The following is a 14,928-nucleotide window of genomic DNA, read 5'->3' as shown; positions in this document are numbered from 1 at the left end:
CGATTAGCGCGCTTCTGTGATCCGGAAAGTCAGCGTCCGCGCTTCCGGGCGCAACGCGTACTCCGGCCAGACATCCGGTCCGCATGCCCTGGAACCGAGCCCGTGCTGAGCGGCATCGAGGTACAAGTAACTGCCCTTGCTTGCCGGCAACTCGTGCGGATGTGCTGCGGACGAGATCTCCTGCGCTGTGTGCCGGGAGAGCGTGAAGCCGGGCAGACGGCCGCGTGAGTCCGGGACGGCATCGAGTTGCAGCCAGGAAGCGCCGTGGTTCTGGAGATCCAGCGTCCGGACAGCACTGCGGTGGCCCGTTTCCTGCGGCTTGGCGTAATTTACCGAAAGCTCGTCGATGCCCGCCGAGTAGCTGCCCACAAGCGTCGCGTGCATGCTGTCCGGGTAGGACTCTCGAGGTCCCGCGCCGAACCACGACACACCGTCCACCGATCCGGGCAGGTCAAAGCGCACCCCCACCCGCGGCCAGATGATGTCCCATGCCGCGCTCGGAGCAATGTCCAAGCGGAGCCACAGCTCGCCGTCGGACAGTTGCCAAGTCTCCTCCACAGACACCCAATGCGCGGCGTCGGCTGCGGCGTACCGGGTGCGGGTCACTACGCTGCTTTCGCTGGTTGAGACCTTCTCTACCCGGGCCGTGAGCCTGTCCAAACCGGCATGGCGCCACACCTTTTCCATCGAAGGTGCAGCAACGCCGTTACCGTTGTTGAGCCAAGGATCTGCGAGGTCGTAGCTGCCGCGGCCGGCACCGGCGTCGTTATCCGTGGGAGCACGCCACAGCTCCAGCCGCGGCCCGGACACCGGCAGCCCCGCGAGCGAGACCAAGCGACCATCCTCAAAGACACCAGGACCCAGCGAGACGGTCCCGGAAACCAGCGAACCTGCCCGGCCGGCTGATGCCAAGGGGCGAGGGGCCGCCAGGCGCGGACGTGCTGTGGCCAATTCCAGCTGCGCGGCGGAGATGACATGCCCGGCTTCGGCCCAGGCCGTGTCCTTGCGAAGCGCCACCTCCACGGTCAGCCACTGCTCGCCGACTTCCACACCATCAACATCAGGCAACCCGATAAGCGCCGAATCCCCGGCGGCGAGGGGCGCACCCGATGCAGTGACGATGTCGAGCTCGCCGGAAGTGGTCACCACGCCGTCCACCTCCGTGCGCCAGCGCAGTACGACGTCGGACGCGTCCGCCGTGTGCCGCAGGTTGGCGACCGAGACGAAGCGGCGCGTGCCGCCGTCGTGGGTTTCCGTGCTGAAGCCCAAGCGCAGGGGAGCGACGATCTGCTTGTACTCATAGAGCCCGGGGCTGGGAGTGGAGTCGGAGAGGACCATGCCGTCCATGACGAAGTTGCCGTCGTGGACAACCTCGCCGAAGTCGCCGCCGTAGGCGAAGAATTCAGTGCCGCTGGCCGTGGTGGTACGGATTCCGTGATCCCGCCACTCCCAGACGAATCCGCCGTGCAGCCGCGGGTAGCGGTCCACCAGGTCCTCGTACTGGTCGATCGCGCCGGGACCGTTGCCCATGGCGTGGACGTACTCGCACAGGATGAACGGTTTGGCGCGTTGGCGTGCGGACTCCGCCGCGGAGCAGCCCAGCAACAGCGAGCCGGAATCGTCGCGGCCGATCGCCTCAGTCTCAGGAACTGAGGAGTACATGCGTGAGTAAACGTCTGTGTAAGCACCGCTGTAGTCGCCCTCGTAGTGGACGGGCCGGCTGGCATCGCGGGCATGCGTCCAGGCAGACATTGCGGCGAGGTTTGAGCCCGTTCCGGACTCGTTGCCCAGGGACCACATGACGATTGAAGGGTGGTTCTTGTCCCGCTCCACCGTCCGCTCCATGCGGTCCACGTACGCCTCCCGCCAGACGGGGTCGTCACTGGGATTGCCTACCCAGCCGTGCCGTTCAAAGCCGTGGGTCTCGAGGTCGCATTCCAGGATCACCCAGAAGCCCATCTCGTCGGCGATGTCCAGCAAACGAGGATGCGGCGGGTAATGGCTGGTACGTATCGCGTTGACGTTGAACTGCTTCATCAAAGCAAGGTCGGCGCGGGCAAAATCTTCGTCGAACACGCGGCCGCGGTCAGGATGCGTTTCATGCCGGTTCACGCCGTGGAACACCACACGGCGGCCGTTCACCAGGAACTGGTCGCCCTTGATCGCCACCGTACGGAAACCGATGCGCAGCGAAATGGTCTCGCCTCCGCTTGCCACCGTTACGTTGTAGAGGCGCGGAACCTCTGCGGACCAAGGTTCGACGCCGGTGATCGCCACCGGGGCGACGTCGGCAGGGGAGTCCCAGACGACGTCGACGTCCAGTTCCGGGACTGCCAGCCGAATCGGGTAGGCGGCCCGGTCCGCGGTGATTTCGGAATCGATGACGCCCGAGCCGATGGTGTAGGACGTCCGCAACCAGACGTCGTCGATGCCCTTCCTGGGGCGGGCCTGGAGGGTGACGTCGCGGAAGATGCCCGGCATCCACCACTGATCCTGGTCCTCCACGTAGCTCGAAGCCGACCATTGATGGACCCGGACAGCCAGCACGTTGTGCCCGGGACGCGCGGCGTCGGTGACGTCGAATTCCTGGGCCAGCCGGCTGCCTGTCCCTACGCCGATTTCGCTGCCGTTGAGCCATACCTTGTAACGGGATTCGACGCCGTCGAACCTCAGCACGATACGCTCGGATTCGCTCCAATCCGCTGGCAGATCGAAGGTTCGACGGTAATCACCTGTGGGGTTCTCATCCGGGACGTACGGTGCGTCCGTGGGGAAGGGGAACTGGACGTTGGTGTAAATGGGGTTCCCGTAGCTGCCCCCTCCCTCCAAAACCCAGTGCGCCGGGACCGGGATCTGGTCCCATGTGGAGTCATCCAAACCTTCCTCGGCGAAGCCTTCGATTGCCTCACCCGCGGGAAGGACGCCCCGTCCGCCGAGGGTTCCGGGTGCTCCGGGGAGAAGTCGGAAACGCCACTGGCCGTTCAGGGAAAGTGTTGGCGCGTCAGAGTGCAGCCAGGAGCGGGCGGGGAGTCTCTTGCCGGTGCCGGGACCGGTATCAGTGATGTAGTTGGCGGTGTCGGTCATTACTTGACGGCTCCTTCTGTCAGCCCGCCGCGCCAGAAGCGCTGCAGGACAACCATGGCGATGCTGAGCGGAATGATGGAAAGCAGCACCCCGCCCGTGGTCAGTTCATAGAATTCGGGCAGACGGTCAACCTGGCTCAGCCAGTTATTCAGGCCGAGCGTGATGGGGTACAGCTCGGAGTCGGACAGCATGACCAGCGGCAGGAAGTAGTTGTTCCAGATGCCCACCAGCTGGAACAGGAATACGGTGACCAGGGCCGGTGTGAGTACCTTCAACCCGATGGTGTGGAAGATGCGGAGCTCGCCGGCGCCGTCGATCCTGGCGGCCTCGATCAGCGAGGTATCAACGGTGGCCTGGGCGTAGATGCGGCAGAGGAACAGCCCGAAAGGGGAGACCAGTGATGGCAGCAGGACACTCCAGTAGGTGTTCGCCAGGCCCATCTGGCTAAACAGCAGGAAGAGCGGCAAGGCAGTGGCCGTACCGGGGACCAGCACGCCGCCCAGGATGGTGCCGAACACCAGGTTCCGGCCCCGGAACTGGTACTTGGCCAGCGCGTAGCCTCCGGCCGCAGCGAAGTACGTGGCCAGGAGTGCGCCGATGCCGGCGTAGATCGCCGAGTTCAGGAACCAGCGGCCAAAGATGCCGTTGTCATAGCTGACCACCCGAGCGATGTTTTCCCACAAAGAGAATGTGGGCGCGAACCAGAAGCCGTTGGTGGAAAAGAGATCGGCGGTGGACTTCGTGGAGGCGACGAACACCCAGTACACGGGAATCAGGAAGTACAAGGCCACCACCACCAAAAGTGCGGTGACGATGATGGTGGATGACCGCCGTCGTCCTGCTGAGCGGTCCGGGCCTGCCGAAGCCTTGCTGCGGACGGCGGTGGTGGTGGGCTTCGTGGCGGTGGCGGTCATGAGGACTTCCTGTTCGTCAGTGCGAGGAAGGCGAAGGAAAGGGCAAAAGCGGCCACGGCGATGATGACCGACTGGGCTGCTGCGACGTTGTAGTCGTTATAGGCAAAGGCCGTTGTGTAGGCACTGAGGTTCGGCGTGTATTGGCTGTCGATTGCCGGAGCCACCGTCTTGAGGACTTGCGCCTCAGCGAAGAGCTGCAGGGTTCCGATGATGGAAAACACGGTGGTGAGCATAAGGGCGGGACGAATCAGGGGGAGCTGGATGCTCCGGGCAACGCGCCACGTGGAGGCACCATCCACCTTTGCGGCCTCGTAAAGTTCCACCGGAATGGCTTTCAACTGCGCCACGATGATCAGCATGTTGTAGCCCGTGTAGCTCCACGTGACGATATTCGCGATGGACCACAGGACGCTGTTCGCGCCGAGGAAATCCGGGGTCAGGCCAACAATCTTGGCCGCGTCAAACAACGGGCTGAGCCCGGGCACGTACAGGAAGGACCACAGGATGGTGGCGATCACGCCCGGCACACCGTAAGGGAGGAAGTAGGCGGCACGGAAGAAGCCCGGCCATTTTGCCGAGGCCGATTCCAGCATGAGGGCCAACGCCGTGCACAAGACGATCATGACGGGCACCTGGACTACGCCGAACAGCAGCATTCGACCGATGGACGCGACGAAGCTGCCGTCGGCAAGGGCTTGAGCGTAGTTGCTGAAGCCGGCGAACTCGCTGGTCACGCCTGCCTCGCCGAAGAGTCCACTGCGGGTCACTTTGGTGAAGCTGGAAATGATGGCCACAACAATGGGCAGCAGGAACGTGAGGACGAAGAGTCCCAGGAACGGTGCCAGCAGGAGCCAGGGAGCGCGGGCGGCAGCGTCGGCCCGCTTGCCGGCCCGTTTGCCGGAACGGCTTGGTGCTGCGGGGCGCTGGGCGGCGGGTGCGGTGCGGGTGGTGGTCATGCCGTTTCCTTCCGGATGCTGAGGCCCTTGTTCTTGAAAACGGTCATGATCTGCTGCTCCGAAGCGGCAATGGAATCCACCAATGAGGTGCCGAAGGCTTTCTTGCGGAAACCGTCGCTGAGGATGTTGAAGGACTGCTGGGTTACCGGCCACCATGACCAGTCAGGGTTCTGCTGTTGGGTGGCGGGGACGAAGACTTCCTCGTTGTAGCGCTGGCCGCCGAAGAACGCCGACGGTTGTTGCCGATCCGTGCCGATGAAGTCGGGGTTGGGTGACCAGCCGATGCCGCTGTTCTTGATTTGGGCGTCGATTCCCTCGGTGGACGTAGTCATCCACACCGCGAACTCGAGTGCCTCCTTGGGGTGCTTACTATTGGCCAGGACTGCTGCCGTGGAACCGCCGAGGTAGCTTGATCCGAAGCCTGTATCGCCCCATGTGGGCATCGGTGCTGCGCGCCACTTTCCTTCGGAACCGCTGACACCCTGAACCAAAGCATCACCCCAGCTGCCGGTTATGGTCGAGGCAATTCCGCCCTTGGCGGCAGCCGCAAACCAGCCCGGGGAGAAGGCTCCATACGCGGTGGTGACGAGGTCGTCGTCGATCGCTTTATCGAAGAAGCGCGCGGTGTTGAGCGTGGCGTCGTCGGTCATGTTGATGACCCAGCCATCCTCCTCCGGGCGCAGCCACTGCGCGCCGGCCTGCCCCGCGAAAGAGGCAAAAGGAGAGGCATCACTGATGGGGAAACAGTCCAGGTAGCTGTCCACGGAGCGAAGTTCGGCGGCGAGCGCGGCCCATTCGTCCCAGGTCGTCGGAGTGCTGCCGCCTACTTTGTCCAGGATGGCCGGCTGGTAGAACATGCCCATGGGGCCCGCGTCCTGGGGGATGCCATAGACGCCCCCGGTGTAGCTGACTTGCTTCCATAGGGTGGGGTCGTACAAGTGGGCGTGATCGTTGGCGCCGTAGCGGGACACATCAACCAGGCCATTTACCAGCATGAACTCCGGGATGGAGCGGAACTCGATCTGGGCCAGGTCCGGTCCGCCTCCTGCTGCCAAGGCCGAGTAAAGCTTCTGATATCCGCCGTTGTTGCCGCCCGGGATCCACACCACGTCCACTTGGATGTTCGGGTTGGCTGCATTCCAGACGTCTGCCACTTTCTGGAAGTCCTTGAGCCAGGCCCAATAGGTCAGCCGCACGGGCTCACCGGCGGCAGGGATGGTTGGCGCAGCGTTGACGGACTGCGTTCCTGGGGTAGCGCACCCGGTCAGCAGGCCCATGGCTGCTGTTCCCAGGCCTGCGCCCAGGAGTTGTCTTCGCGTGAATCGGGTCATTAGCCTTCACCTCTTCGTGTCAGGTTGACGATGACGCGGGCTTGGATTCGTGGGTCCCGCCGCGGCAAGTGTGACCACGGTAACAGAAAATTCGAGTGGGTACTCGAATTTCATAGTGAAGCCGTAACACGCATGTACACTGGCTAGCCATGACCACAAAGGACGTGGGTCGCGCAGCGCGGCGGGGCCCCTACGCGAAATCCGAAGAACGGCGCCGGACCATCCTGGATGCTGCCCATGAGGTGTTTGCTGCCCACGGCTATCGTGGCGGATCACTTCAGGATGTCGCCGACAAGGTGGGGCTGAGCCAAACCAGCCTGCTGCACTATTTCCCGTCCAAACGCGATCTCCTGATGGCAGTCCTGGAGCGCCGCGACGAAATCACCGGCGATGCCTTCCCGGACGACATGGAAGATGGCTTGGTTGACTCAGTGATCCGGACGGCGCTGTTCAACGAGAACATTCCAGGCGTGGTTGAGCTGTACAGCGTTCTGTGCGCGGAGTCGGTCACCGATTCGCACCCGGGGCGGGTTTACTTCACCGAACGGTTCGAACGCCTCCGCAAAAGCTATGCCCGGCGGTTCGCCGAGCTGGCTGCCCAGGGCAGGCTCCGACCCGGCGTCGATCCTGAATTGGCTGCCATGTCCCTGGTTGCTTTGTGGGACGGGCTGCAGACGCAATGGCTGCTGGCCCCCGATGAGGTGGACGTGGTGAAGGGCCTGCGTGGCTACTTTGATCTGGTGGTGCTCCCCGAACCCTCACCCAACTAGGTAACAGCAAACGTCCCATTGAGCGCTCTAACCGACATGTGCTGTTACCTAGTTGGGGGAGGCTAGCCGCGGAAGGCCCCGATGCCCGTGATGTGCTGGCCCAGGATCAGCGTGTGAACCTCATCTGTGCCCTCGTAAGTCCGCACGGATTCCAGATTGTTGGCGTGGCGCAGCGGTGAGTAATCCAGCGTGACCCCGTTACCGCCCAGGATGGTGCGCGCCTCGCGGGCGATTTTGATGGCCTCGCGGACGTTGTTCAGCTTGCCCAAGGAAATCTGCTGGGGCTGAAGGTGGCCAGCATCCTTCAAGCGGCCCAGATGAAGGGCCAGCATGGTGCCCTTCTGGATCTCCACCAACATGTTCACCAGTTTCTCCTGTGTGAGCTGGTATCCGGCCAGCGGGCGGCCGAACTGGAGTCGGCTTCCGGCGTACTCCAAAGCAGCTTCGTACGAGTCCCGGGCAGCGCCCATGGCGCCCCACGCGATACCGTAGCGCGCCTCGTTCAAGCAGGAGAACGGTCCTCGAAGTCCAAGCGCACCCGGGAGGATGGCCTCGGCACCCAGCCTCACGCCGTCGAACTTCACATCGCATTGAATGGACGCGCGCATGGAGAGTTTCGGCTCAATGGGCGTCGCGGTTACACCCGGCGTTCCGGCGGGAACAAGGAACCCGCGGATTCCGTCCTCGGTGTTTGCCCACACCACCATGACGTCCGCGATCGAGGCGAGGCCGATCCACCGCTTGGCACCGTCCAGGACCCAGCCATCGGCGGTTTCGCGGGCAGATGTTGTCATGGACGCCGGGTCCGACCCCGCCGTCGGCTCCGTCAGGGCGAAGCAGCCGATCAGCTCGCCGGCAGCCATCCGCGGGAGCCACTGCTCTTTCTGCGCCTCCGAACCCCACTTGTGGATCGCCGTCATGGCAAGGGAGCCCTGCACCGAGACGAACGTGCGGATCCCCGAATCGCCGGCCTCCAGTTCCATTGCCGCAAGGCCATACTCGACGGCGGTCCGCCCGGGACAGCCGTAGCCTTCCAAATGCATGCCCAGGACACCGAGCTCGCCCAACTCCGGGGCGAGCTCGAGCGGGAAGTGAGCGTCCTCGTACCAGCGTGCGATGTTGGGACGGATCCGTTGCGATGTGTAGTCGCGGACCCGGTCGCGGAGGGCCAGCTCGTCCACAGCCAGCAGGGAATCGAGGGCAAGGACGTCGGAGGTGTTCGTCGTTGAATCGCTCATTCCAGCATCCTAGGTGGCTAACCCGCCGCCCGGCAGCACAGCCTACTCGCCGCGGACCGCCCCGACGTCTGCGCGTTCGCCCGTGAAGTAGCCCTTGGTGGAGGGCGCGAAGCGGCACACGATGGCCAAAACGACGCCCAGAGCGAGCAGCAGCACGCCGCTCACGAACGCCCCGCCAATGCCGAAGATCTGCGTGTCGCCATACGCCGGGTCCCACATCTGGACTGCGGAGATGAAGAACGCCACAGTGAGGGACAGCGCACCGAGGAACGGCAGGATGCCCCGGAACCACAGGTTCCGTGCCGAGTCCCGGAGCGTAGAGCGGAAGAACCATACACAGGAGAAGCCGGTCAGTGCGTAGTAGAACGCGATGAACAGGCTGATGGCGCTGATGGAGTCTGAGAGCAGGTTTTCGCTCAGGAAGCTCATGGCCACGTAGTACACCACGGCCACCGCACCCATCACCTGAGTGGAGAAGCCCGGCGTCATGAAGCGCTCGTGTACTTTGCCGAAACGGGGAGGAAGCGCGCCGTGGACACCCATGGACAGGGTTCCGCGGGCAGTCGGAAGGATGGTGGTCTGAGTGGAGGACAGGACGGACGCCAGCACGGCCACGATGATCAGCCAGCCCCAAGGACCCAATACGACGTCCTTCATGGCCAGGAAGACGTCGTCCTGGTTGGCTTCGTTGCCCAGCCCGATACCGTCGGTACCGATCGTGGCGTACATCATCACCAGGAGGGCCACGGAAACGTAGATCGCCACCAGGACAGAGGCCGAGATCACTGCGCCGCGGCCGGGGGTCTTGGCCGGGTTTTCGGTCTCCTCGTTGAGCGCCAGGCACGTGTCCCAGCCCCAGTAGATGAACAGGGCGAGCAGGACACCGTGGACCACGGCGCCGGGATCGGCAAAGGCGCCGGCCGGGTTGAACCACTCGAAGTCGAAGGCCTGCCCTTCAGGCGCTCCACCGGCGATCCGGAAGACGATGGCCACCGCGAAGATGCCCAACGAGATGTACTGGATATAGGTCAGGGTGCGCTGGACATGCTCGCCCAGCCGGATTCCGCGATGGTTCACGTACGTCATGAACACGATGAACAGCACGCCGGTGGCGGTCACGAGCCACGTGTTATCGGCCAGGGAACCGTCGCCGATCAACAGCCACAGATACTTGCCCGCGATCTGCGCCAGGTTGGCCAGCACCACCACCCCCGCAAGTGCCACGCCCCAGCCGCCCAGCCAACCGGCCCACGGCCCGAAGGCCTTCCGGGCCCAGAAGAACGTAGTGCCGCAGTCGGGCATGGCGCTGTTGAGCTCACGGAACGCGTAGGCGATGAACAGCACCGGGATGAAGCCGAGGATCAGGATCAGGGGAGTGTAATTGCCGTTGACGGCAACAATGAGGCCCAGCGTTGCCGCCAGTGAGTAGACGGGCGCGGTGGATGCAAGGCCCAGCATGACGGAGTCGCCAAGGTCCAGGATCCCGGCGTGGAGGCCTTTGGAAGGTACGACGGCGGTACGGTCGCCGCCCGCTGAGCCGCCACCCGGCGTCGAGGTTTCAGTGCTCATAGTGCAGCTCCGTAGGAAGTAGCAGGGGGCGCGATGGGCGCGGGGGAGTCGATGGTGTTGGGGACAAAGCGGCAGAAATAGTCCGTAATGGGTCCGTCGGATTCCCGGATGCCACACCCCACGGATTCGCCATCCACTACCCAGAGACCCAAGACGGGATGGTTCCCGTCGAAGTCGGGGAGGGAATGGTACTGCTGGAAGCACCAGCCTTCGCGCCCGTAACCACCGGGCTGCTGGATCTCGATGCCCGGGGCGTGGATGCGGATGTTGTCGCCCTCACGTCCGTGCAGCGGCTTGGCTACCCATTCTTTGAGGGGACCAGGATCGCCCAGGTAGGCGGGAAGCAGATTCTCGTGGTTGGGGTACAGATGCCACAGCGCAGCCAGCAAGGCTTTGTTGGACAGCAGCATCTTCCACGCCGGTTCAACCCAGCGGGGGTTGTGGGCGCGCTGGAAGAGACGCTGTCCGAAGGGCTCCTTCATCATCAGTTCCCACGGGTACAGCTTGAACATGGTGCTGATCATGAAGTTGTCCAGGTCCACGAACCGGTTCAGGTTGGGGTCCCAGCCAATATCGGACATGTTGATGCCAATGGTGGTCCACCCTCCTTGGCTTGCGACATCGCGCATGTAGGCCGCAGTCATCCAGTCCTCGCCGGATTCCTCCGCCTCCGAGTGGGCAACGTGCAGGGTGCTCATGCCGGTGCGGAACTGGAGCTTCTTCCACTGGCGGATCAGGGCCTCATGGATTCCGTTCCACTGGTCCTTCTCCGGGAAGACATCCTGCAGCCAGAACCACTGGGCCACGGACGCTTCGATCAGGCCGGTGGGGGTATCGGCGTTGTACTCCAGCATCTTTGCCGGGCCGCCCTTGCCGTCATAGATGAAGTCGAAGCGACCGTAAATGTCCATGTCGGCGGCCAGCAGTGATTCGCCGGCGAGTTCCAACGCCTGCTGCCCGATGCCGATATCGCCCATGGCCCCGGTGGCGAGGTACTTTGCGGCCTCCAAGCACATGATGTGCATGTCCTCGGCCGTCTTTTCGAGGGTTTCCACCTCGTCCATGGTGAATTCGTAGTAAGCCGATTCGTTCCAGTATTCGATTTTCCGGCCATCGGGCATGGTGGTTGTGGAAAATACCAAGCCCTGTTCCTCGATCTTTTGCTTCCAGTCCGGCCTGGGCTCGGAGAGCAGTCGACGCACGCCTAGCCTCCCGAGCTTCCGCCGCTTTTGGAGCTGCTGCCGAAGCCGCCACGGCTCACCGTGCCGCCCTTGGTGCTGTAACCCTTGGAAGTCTTGGCGTCCGTAGGCACGTTCTTGGTATAGCTCGGGTAGGAACTGCGGTTCTGGCCCACGGCGGGCACACTGGCTCCGCGTGAGTAGAAGTACCAGGCGTAGACGCCTGAGCTGCGGCCCGCCGAGCTGCTGTTGTCGCACTGGTTGTCGTCGACGCGCTCGCCGGTTTCCTCATTGAAACAGACCTGGGCGTAGTCAGCTTCCTTCTCGTTGCTGGCCACGATCGCGGTGATGGTTCCGGCCAGGAGGGCAGTTACACCCAGACCCACGACGACGGTGCGGCGCTGCGAGCGCTTTTTCTTCTTTGCTGCCTCGGCTTCACCGCGTTCGCGTTCTTTGGCGAAAGGGTCGACCACGGGGAGGGGCTGGCCGGGCTGGGGCGTCCCGGCCGGGAATGCCCCGCCCGGCGGTGCCCCGGCGGGAGTTTTCTTCCTCTTGCCTGTGCCCCCGTTGCCGGAACCGCCTTGCGCCGGGTCGTTTTTCACGGGCGTGAACAGCTCAGGATGCAGCTCGGGTTTGGGTACCTGCCAGGGAGGAGGCTTGGGCTGGTTGTTGCCCGCTCCGAAGTCGCCGTTGTTGTCCCTGCCGCTGCCGTTGTTGCCGGCTGCGTCAGGGCTGTCTTTCGGGCCCATGTGTATCCCCCTGGATAGACCGTTGAAGTGTCCGGCGCCACGCCGGACCAGAATGCTCAGAGCAAGCCTAGTCCTTGTGCGCGGTGCAGGCACGGGTGACAGCCGTAAATGGGGAGAAGTCCCCATCTGCGGAACCATGTAAGGATGTAGCCATGCCGGGACAAGAAGCACACAGCAACGTCGACGACGGCGTTCTGCTGCGGCTTCCGCCGGTCCGCGGTATTGGCTCCGCCCGGGTCATCACTGGCCTGGTCTTGGCTGTCCTGTTACCGCCCGGCATTGAACTCATGGTCACTGTCCTCGGGTTCCGCAACTTCGCCATGATCATGCTGTTGCAACTGGCAGTAGCTGTTGCGGTGGCGGCCATCGGTGGTTTGTGGCCGGCAGTGGTCGCCGCGGTGCTGGGCAGCTTCCTCCTTAACTACTTCTCCGCCGACCCCGTTGGTTCCCTGTCCATCGCCGATCCCACCACGTTGTTCACGCTGGTGGTTTTCCTTGCGGTGGCCTGTGGGGTGGCGCTCGCTGTGGGCCTCGCAAGCCGCCGTGCCCAGGAGGCGGCTCGCTCCGGAGCCGAGGCCACGGCGCTCAGTGGGCTCGCCCTGCAAATCCTTAGCTCGGATGGAAGCTTGGAAGCGTTTCTTGAAAAAGTGCGCAGCAACCTGGGCATGGAGGCGGTAACGCTGCTGGGTTCGTGGGGCCAAGGTTCATCAGGTCAGGCGCCCGGAGCCCCGGGTACGGCGTCAGCCGGTACCCAACCCGAGTTGCGTGTCTTGGCGAGTGCCGGCCCGAATCCGCCGTTGACCCATGCCGCCGCCGACCACACCGCCGTCGTCGATCCCCATTACACCCTGCTGTTGCGCGGCGGACCGTTATCAGCGCAACGCCAACGGATGTTGGCTGCGTTCGGGGCTTTCGTGGTGGCTGTCCGGGAGAGGCAGCAGCTGGTGAAGAGCCGGCGGGATAACGTGCGGTTGGCCGAGGGCAACAAGATGCGGACGTCCATCCTGCGTGCTGTGTCGCATGACCTTCGGACTCCCTTGGCCGGGATCAAGCTCGCTGTCAGCAGCCTGCGCCAGGAGGATGTGCATTTTCCGCCGGATGTTGAGCGCGAGTTGCTGGAGACCATCGAGGATTATGCGGACCGACTGGACCATTTGGTGGACAACCTCTTGGACATGTCGCGGATCACGGCGGACGCGGTGAATCCGCTCTTGAGCGGGATTGTGTGGGCGGAGGTGCTGCCGCAGGCGCTGAGGGGGATTCCCCGGGAGCGGCTGCGCAACGAGCTCCCGCCCAACCTTCCTCCGGTGCAGGCCGACGCCGGAATGCTTGAGAGGGTGGTGGCCAACATCGTGGAGAATGCCGTGAAGTACGCGCCCGACTCCGACGTCGTCCTCACCGCCCGTGCGGGTGCGGGCATCACGCTGGGGGACCGGCCCGCCAGCGAACTGAGAATCATCGATCACGGCAGCGGAGTAGGGCAGAAGGAAGTGGTGGATATTTTCCAACCTTTCCAGCGCTTTGGTGATTCGCCGTCGCCTGCGATCGGAGGCGGAACCACCGCCGGCGGCGGGATTGGACTGGGACTGGCCGTCGCGAAGGGTTTCAGCGAGGCCATGGGCGGCAGGCTCGCAGCGGAGCCGACGCCGGGTGGCGGGCTGACCATGGTGGTCACCTTGCCGCTGTGGACAGGGGGCCCGCAATGACGCTGGTGCTTATCGTCGAGGACGAAGCCCGCATCGCCAGGGCCATGCAGATCACCCTTCAAGCCCATGGCTACCAGGCACTGACGGTGGGAAATGGCGCCGACGCCCTGCAAGCCGCTGCCAAGCAGCCCGTGGAGATCGTGGTGCTGGACCTTGGCCTGCCGGACATGGACGGGGTGGAGATCATCAGGCGCATCCGCGGCTGGAGCAGTATGCCCATCATTGTGCTGTCCGCCAGGCATGCCTCGGAGGACAAGGTTGAAGCGCTCGACGCCGGTGCGGACGACTACGTGACCAAGCCTTTCGGTTTGGATGAGCTGCTTGCGCGGCTTAGGGTCGCTTCGCGCCGGGTTGTGACCGAACATGAGGAACCAACGCTGGCCACCACGGACTTCATGGTTGACCTGGCGGGCAAGAAGATTCTCAAGGATGGCTCGGAAGTGCGCCTGACGCCCACGGAATGGAACATCCTGGAGTTGCTGGTCCGTAATAAGGGCAAGCTCGTGAGCCAGCAGCAGATCCTCACCCAGGTATGGGGACAGGCGTATGCGAAGGAAACACAGTACCTGCGCGTATATATAGCCCAGCTCAGGCGAAAGCTGGAGCGGGATCCTGCCGAGCCCCGGCATCTGCATACGGAAGCCGGTATGGGCTACCGATTCGATCCTTAATCTTGGAGCTGCCCGTCCGTACACTGGTGATCATGAACACCGCATCCCTCCTTGCCGTCTGCCGGGTCCACCAGTTGCTGCCCGATCCCGAGGGGAGTGTGGGAGTCACCGGCATGGACAAGCGTCCGGTAGAAGGGCAAGTCAAGGTTCACAAACTTGGGCTTCACGGGGACGTGCAGGCGAACCGGGTGGACCACGGCGGTGAAGACCAAGCCCTGTACGCATACTCGCAGGCGGATGCGGACTACTGGGCGGGCGAGTTGCAGCGGGAGTTGCCTGCCGGCGTCTTCGGAGAGAACCTTCGCGTGGCTGGAATCGAAACCACCGGAGCGGTCATCGGGGAACGCTGGAAGATTGGCCTGGATGTGGAGCTGGAAGTCACGTCCCCGCGCGTACCATGCGCCACTTTCCAGCGGGTGATCGGCGAAGCCCAATGGGTGAAGCGCTTCACCCAGGCCGGCCGGGTTGGAACGTACCTCCGGGTGATCAAGACAGGCACGATTTCCGCAGGGGACCACATTCACCGCACCTTCATCCCCCAACACGGCATCACGGTGGGTCAGTGGTTCAGTGAGCCCACTCCTGAACTGGTACAGATCCTGCTGGATGCGGACGCCGATGGGGAGATCCGTTTGCAGGAGGATTACCACCCGGTCTTCGAAAAGGTGCTCCGGAGAAACGGGCTCTAGAACCTTGGCGGGGGAGCCTTCCAAGCCGGTGTGAACAAGCTCACCTGGCCTTCGAGGACTCTCAACTCGCGGT

General features: G+C 63.6%; 12 protein-coding genes. 4 read left to right on the top strand and 8 right to left on the bottom strand.

Translation table 11 applies throughout. The annotated features are described in order from the left end of the window. Positions 1–3 precede the first annotated feature (3 nt). Genes KCX59_RS16340 through KCX59_RS16325 form a run of 4 tightly spaced genes read right to left on the bottom strand, consistent with a single transcriptional unit; the run spans position 4 to position 6,285 of the window. On the bottom strand, positions 4–3,084 hold the full coding sequence (locus tag KCX59_RS16340) for a glycoside hydrolase family 2 TIM barrel-domain containing protein (RefSeq protein ID WP_179019644.1): 3,081 nt from the start codon (positions 3,082–3,084) through the stop codon (positions 4–6). After that, a complete protein-coding gene (locus KCX59_RS16335; RefSeq protein ID WP_091469125.1) occupies positions 3,084–3,998 on the bottom strand; it encodes a carbohydrate ABC transporter permease in 915 nt (304 codons plus the stop codon). The genes KCX59_RS16340 and KCX59_RS16335 overlap by 1 nt, the downstream gene beginning before the upstream one ends. Next, positions 3,995–4,954 carry a carbohydrate ABC transporter permease gene (locus KCX59_RS16330; protein WP_178997282.1) on the bottom strand — a complete coding sequence of 320 codons (960 nt, stop codon included), beginning with the start codon at positions 4,952–4,954 and terminating at the stop codon, positions 3,995–3,997. The genes KCX59_RS16335 and KCX59_RS16330 overlap by 4 nt, the downstream gene beginning before the upstream one ends. Further along, complete coding sequence (locus KCX59_RS16325) at positions 4,951–6,285, bottom strand: ABC transporter substrate-binding protein (RefSeq protein ID WP_179019646.1); 1,335 nt, start codon at positions 6,283–6,285, stop codon at positions 4,951–4,953. Before KCX59_RS16325 ends, KCX59_RS16330 begins: the two co-directional genes overlap by 4 nt. Before the next feature lie 149 nt (positions 6,286–6,434). Between KCX59_RS16325 and KCX59_RS16320 the strand changes: the two genes are divergently transcribed. After that, positions 6,435–7,055: a TetR/AcrR family transcriptional regulator gene (locus KCX59_RS16320; protein WP_178997279.1), complete on the top strand. Its 621-nt coding sequence runs from the start codon at positions 6,435–6,437 to the stop codon at positions 7,053–7,055. 62 nt (positions 7,056–7,117) lie between these two features. On the opposite strand, the gene KCX59_RS16315 is transcribed toward KCX59_RS16320, so the two are convergent. The 4 genes from KCX59_RS16315 to KCX59_RS16300 are packed head-to-tail and all read right to left on the bottom strand — an operon-like array spanning position 7,118 to position 11,789. Then, on the bottom strand, positions 7,118–8,293 hold the full coding sequence (locus tag KCX59_RS16315) for an acyl-CoA dehydrogenase family protein (RefSeq protein WP_179019648.1): 1,176 nt from the start codon (positions 8,291–8,293) through the stop codon (positions 7,118–7,120). Between the two features lie 42 nt (positions 8,294–8,335). After that, entirely contained in the window at positions 8,336–9,862 is a 1,527-nt protein-coding gene (locus tag KCX59_RS16310; protein ID WP_091469113.1) for an APC family permease, read from the bottom strand. Further along, on the bottom strand, positions 9,859–11,064 hold the full coding sequence (locus KCX59_RS16305) for a glutathionylspermidine synthase family protein (RefSeq protein WP_091469111.1): 1,206 nt from the start codon (positions 11,062–11,064) through the stop codon (positions 9,859–9,861). Before KCX59_RS16305 ends, KCX59_RS16310 begins: the two co-directional genes overlap by 4 nt. Before the next feature lie 2 nt (positions 11,065–11,066). Continuing rightward, complete coding sequence (locus KCX59_RS16300; protein ID WP_179019650.1) at positions 11,067–11,789, bottom strand: Tat pathway signal protein; 723 nt, start codon at positions 11,787–11,789, stop codon at positions 11,067–11,069. Between the two features lie 152 nt (positions 11,790–11,941). Here KCX59_RS16300 and KCX59_RS16295 point away from each other — a divergent pair, with 152 nt between their 5' ends. From KCX59_RS16295 to KCX59_RS16285, 3 genes are read left to right on the top strand one after another with little or no spacing between them, the layout of a single operon-like run. Beyond that, a complete protein-coding gene (locus tag KCX59_RS16295) occupies positions 11,942–13,495 on the top strand; it encodes a sensor histidine kinase (protein WP_178997269.1) in 1,554 nt (517 codons plus the stop codon). Next, a complete protein-coding gene (locus tag KCX59_RS16290; RefSeq protein WP_091469103.1) occupies positions 13,492–14,166 on the top strand; it encodes a response regulator in 675 nt (224 codons plus the stop codon). The genes KCX59_RS16295 and KCX59_RS16290 overlap by 4 nt, the downstream gene beginning before the upstream one ends. Positions 14,167–14,198: 32 nt before the next feature. Then, positions 14,199–14,855, top strand: coding sequence for an MOSC domain-containing protein (locus tag KCX59_RS16285; protein ID WP_179019652.1), 657 nt, complete (start codon positions 14,199–14,201; stop codon positions 14,853–14,855). The last annotated feature ends 73 nt before the right edge of the window (positions 14,856–14,928 follow it).

Origin of the sequence: Paenarthrobacter nitroguajacolicus (genome assembly GCF_051027655.1) — a bacterium.
Classification (GTDB): Bacteria; Actinomycetota; Actinomycetes; order Actinomycetales; family Micrococcaceae; genus Arthrobacter; species Arthrobacter nitroguajacolicus.
Note: the sequence above shows the minus strand (reverse complement) of the source record. Positions and strands in the feature narration are given on the sequence as shown.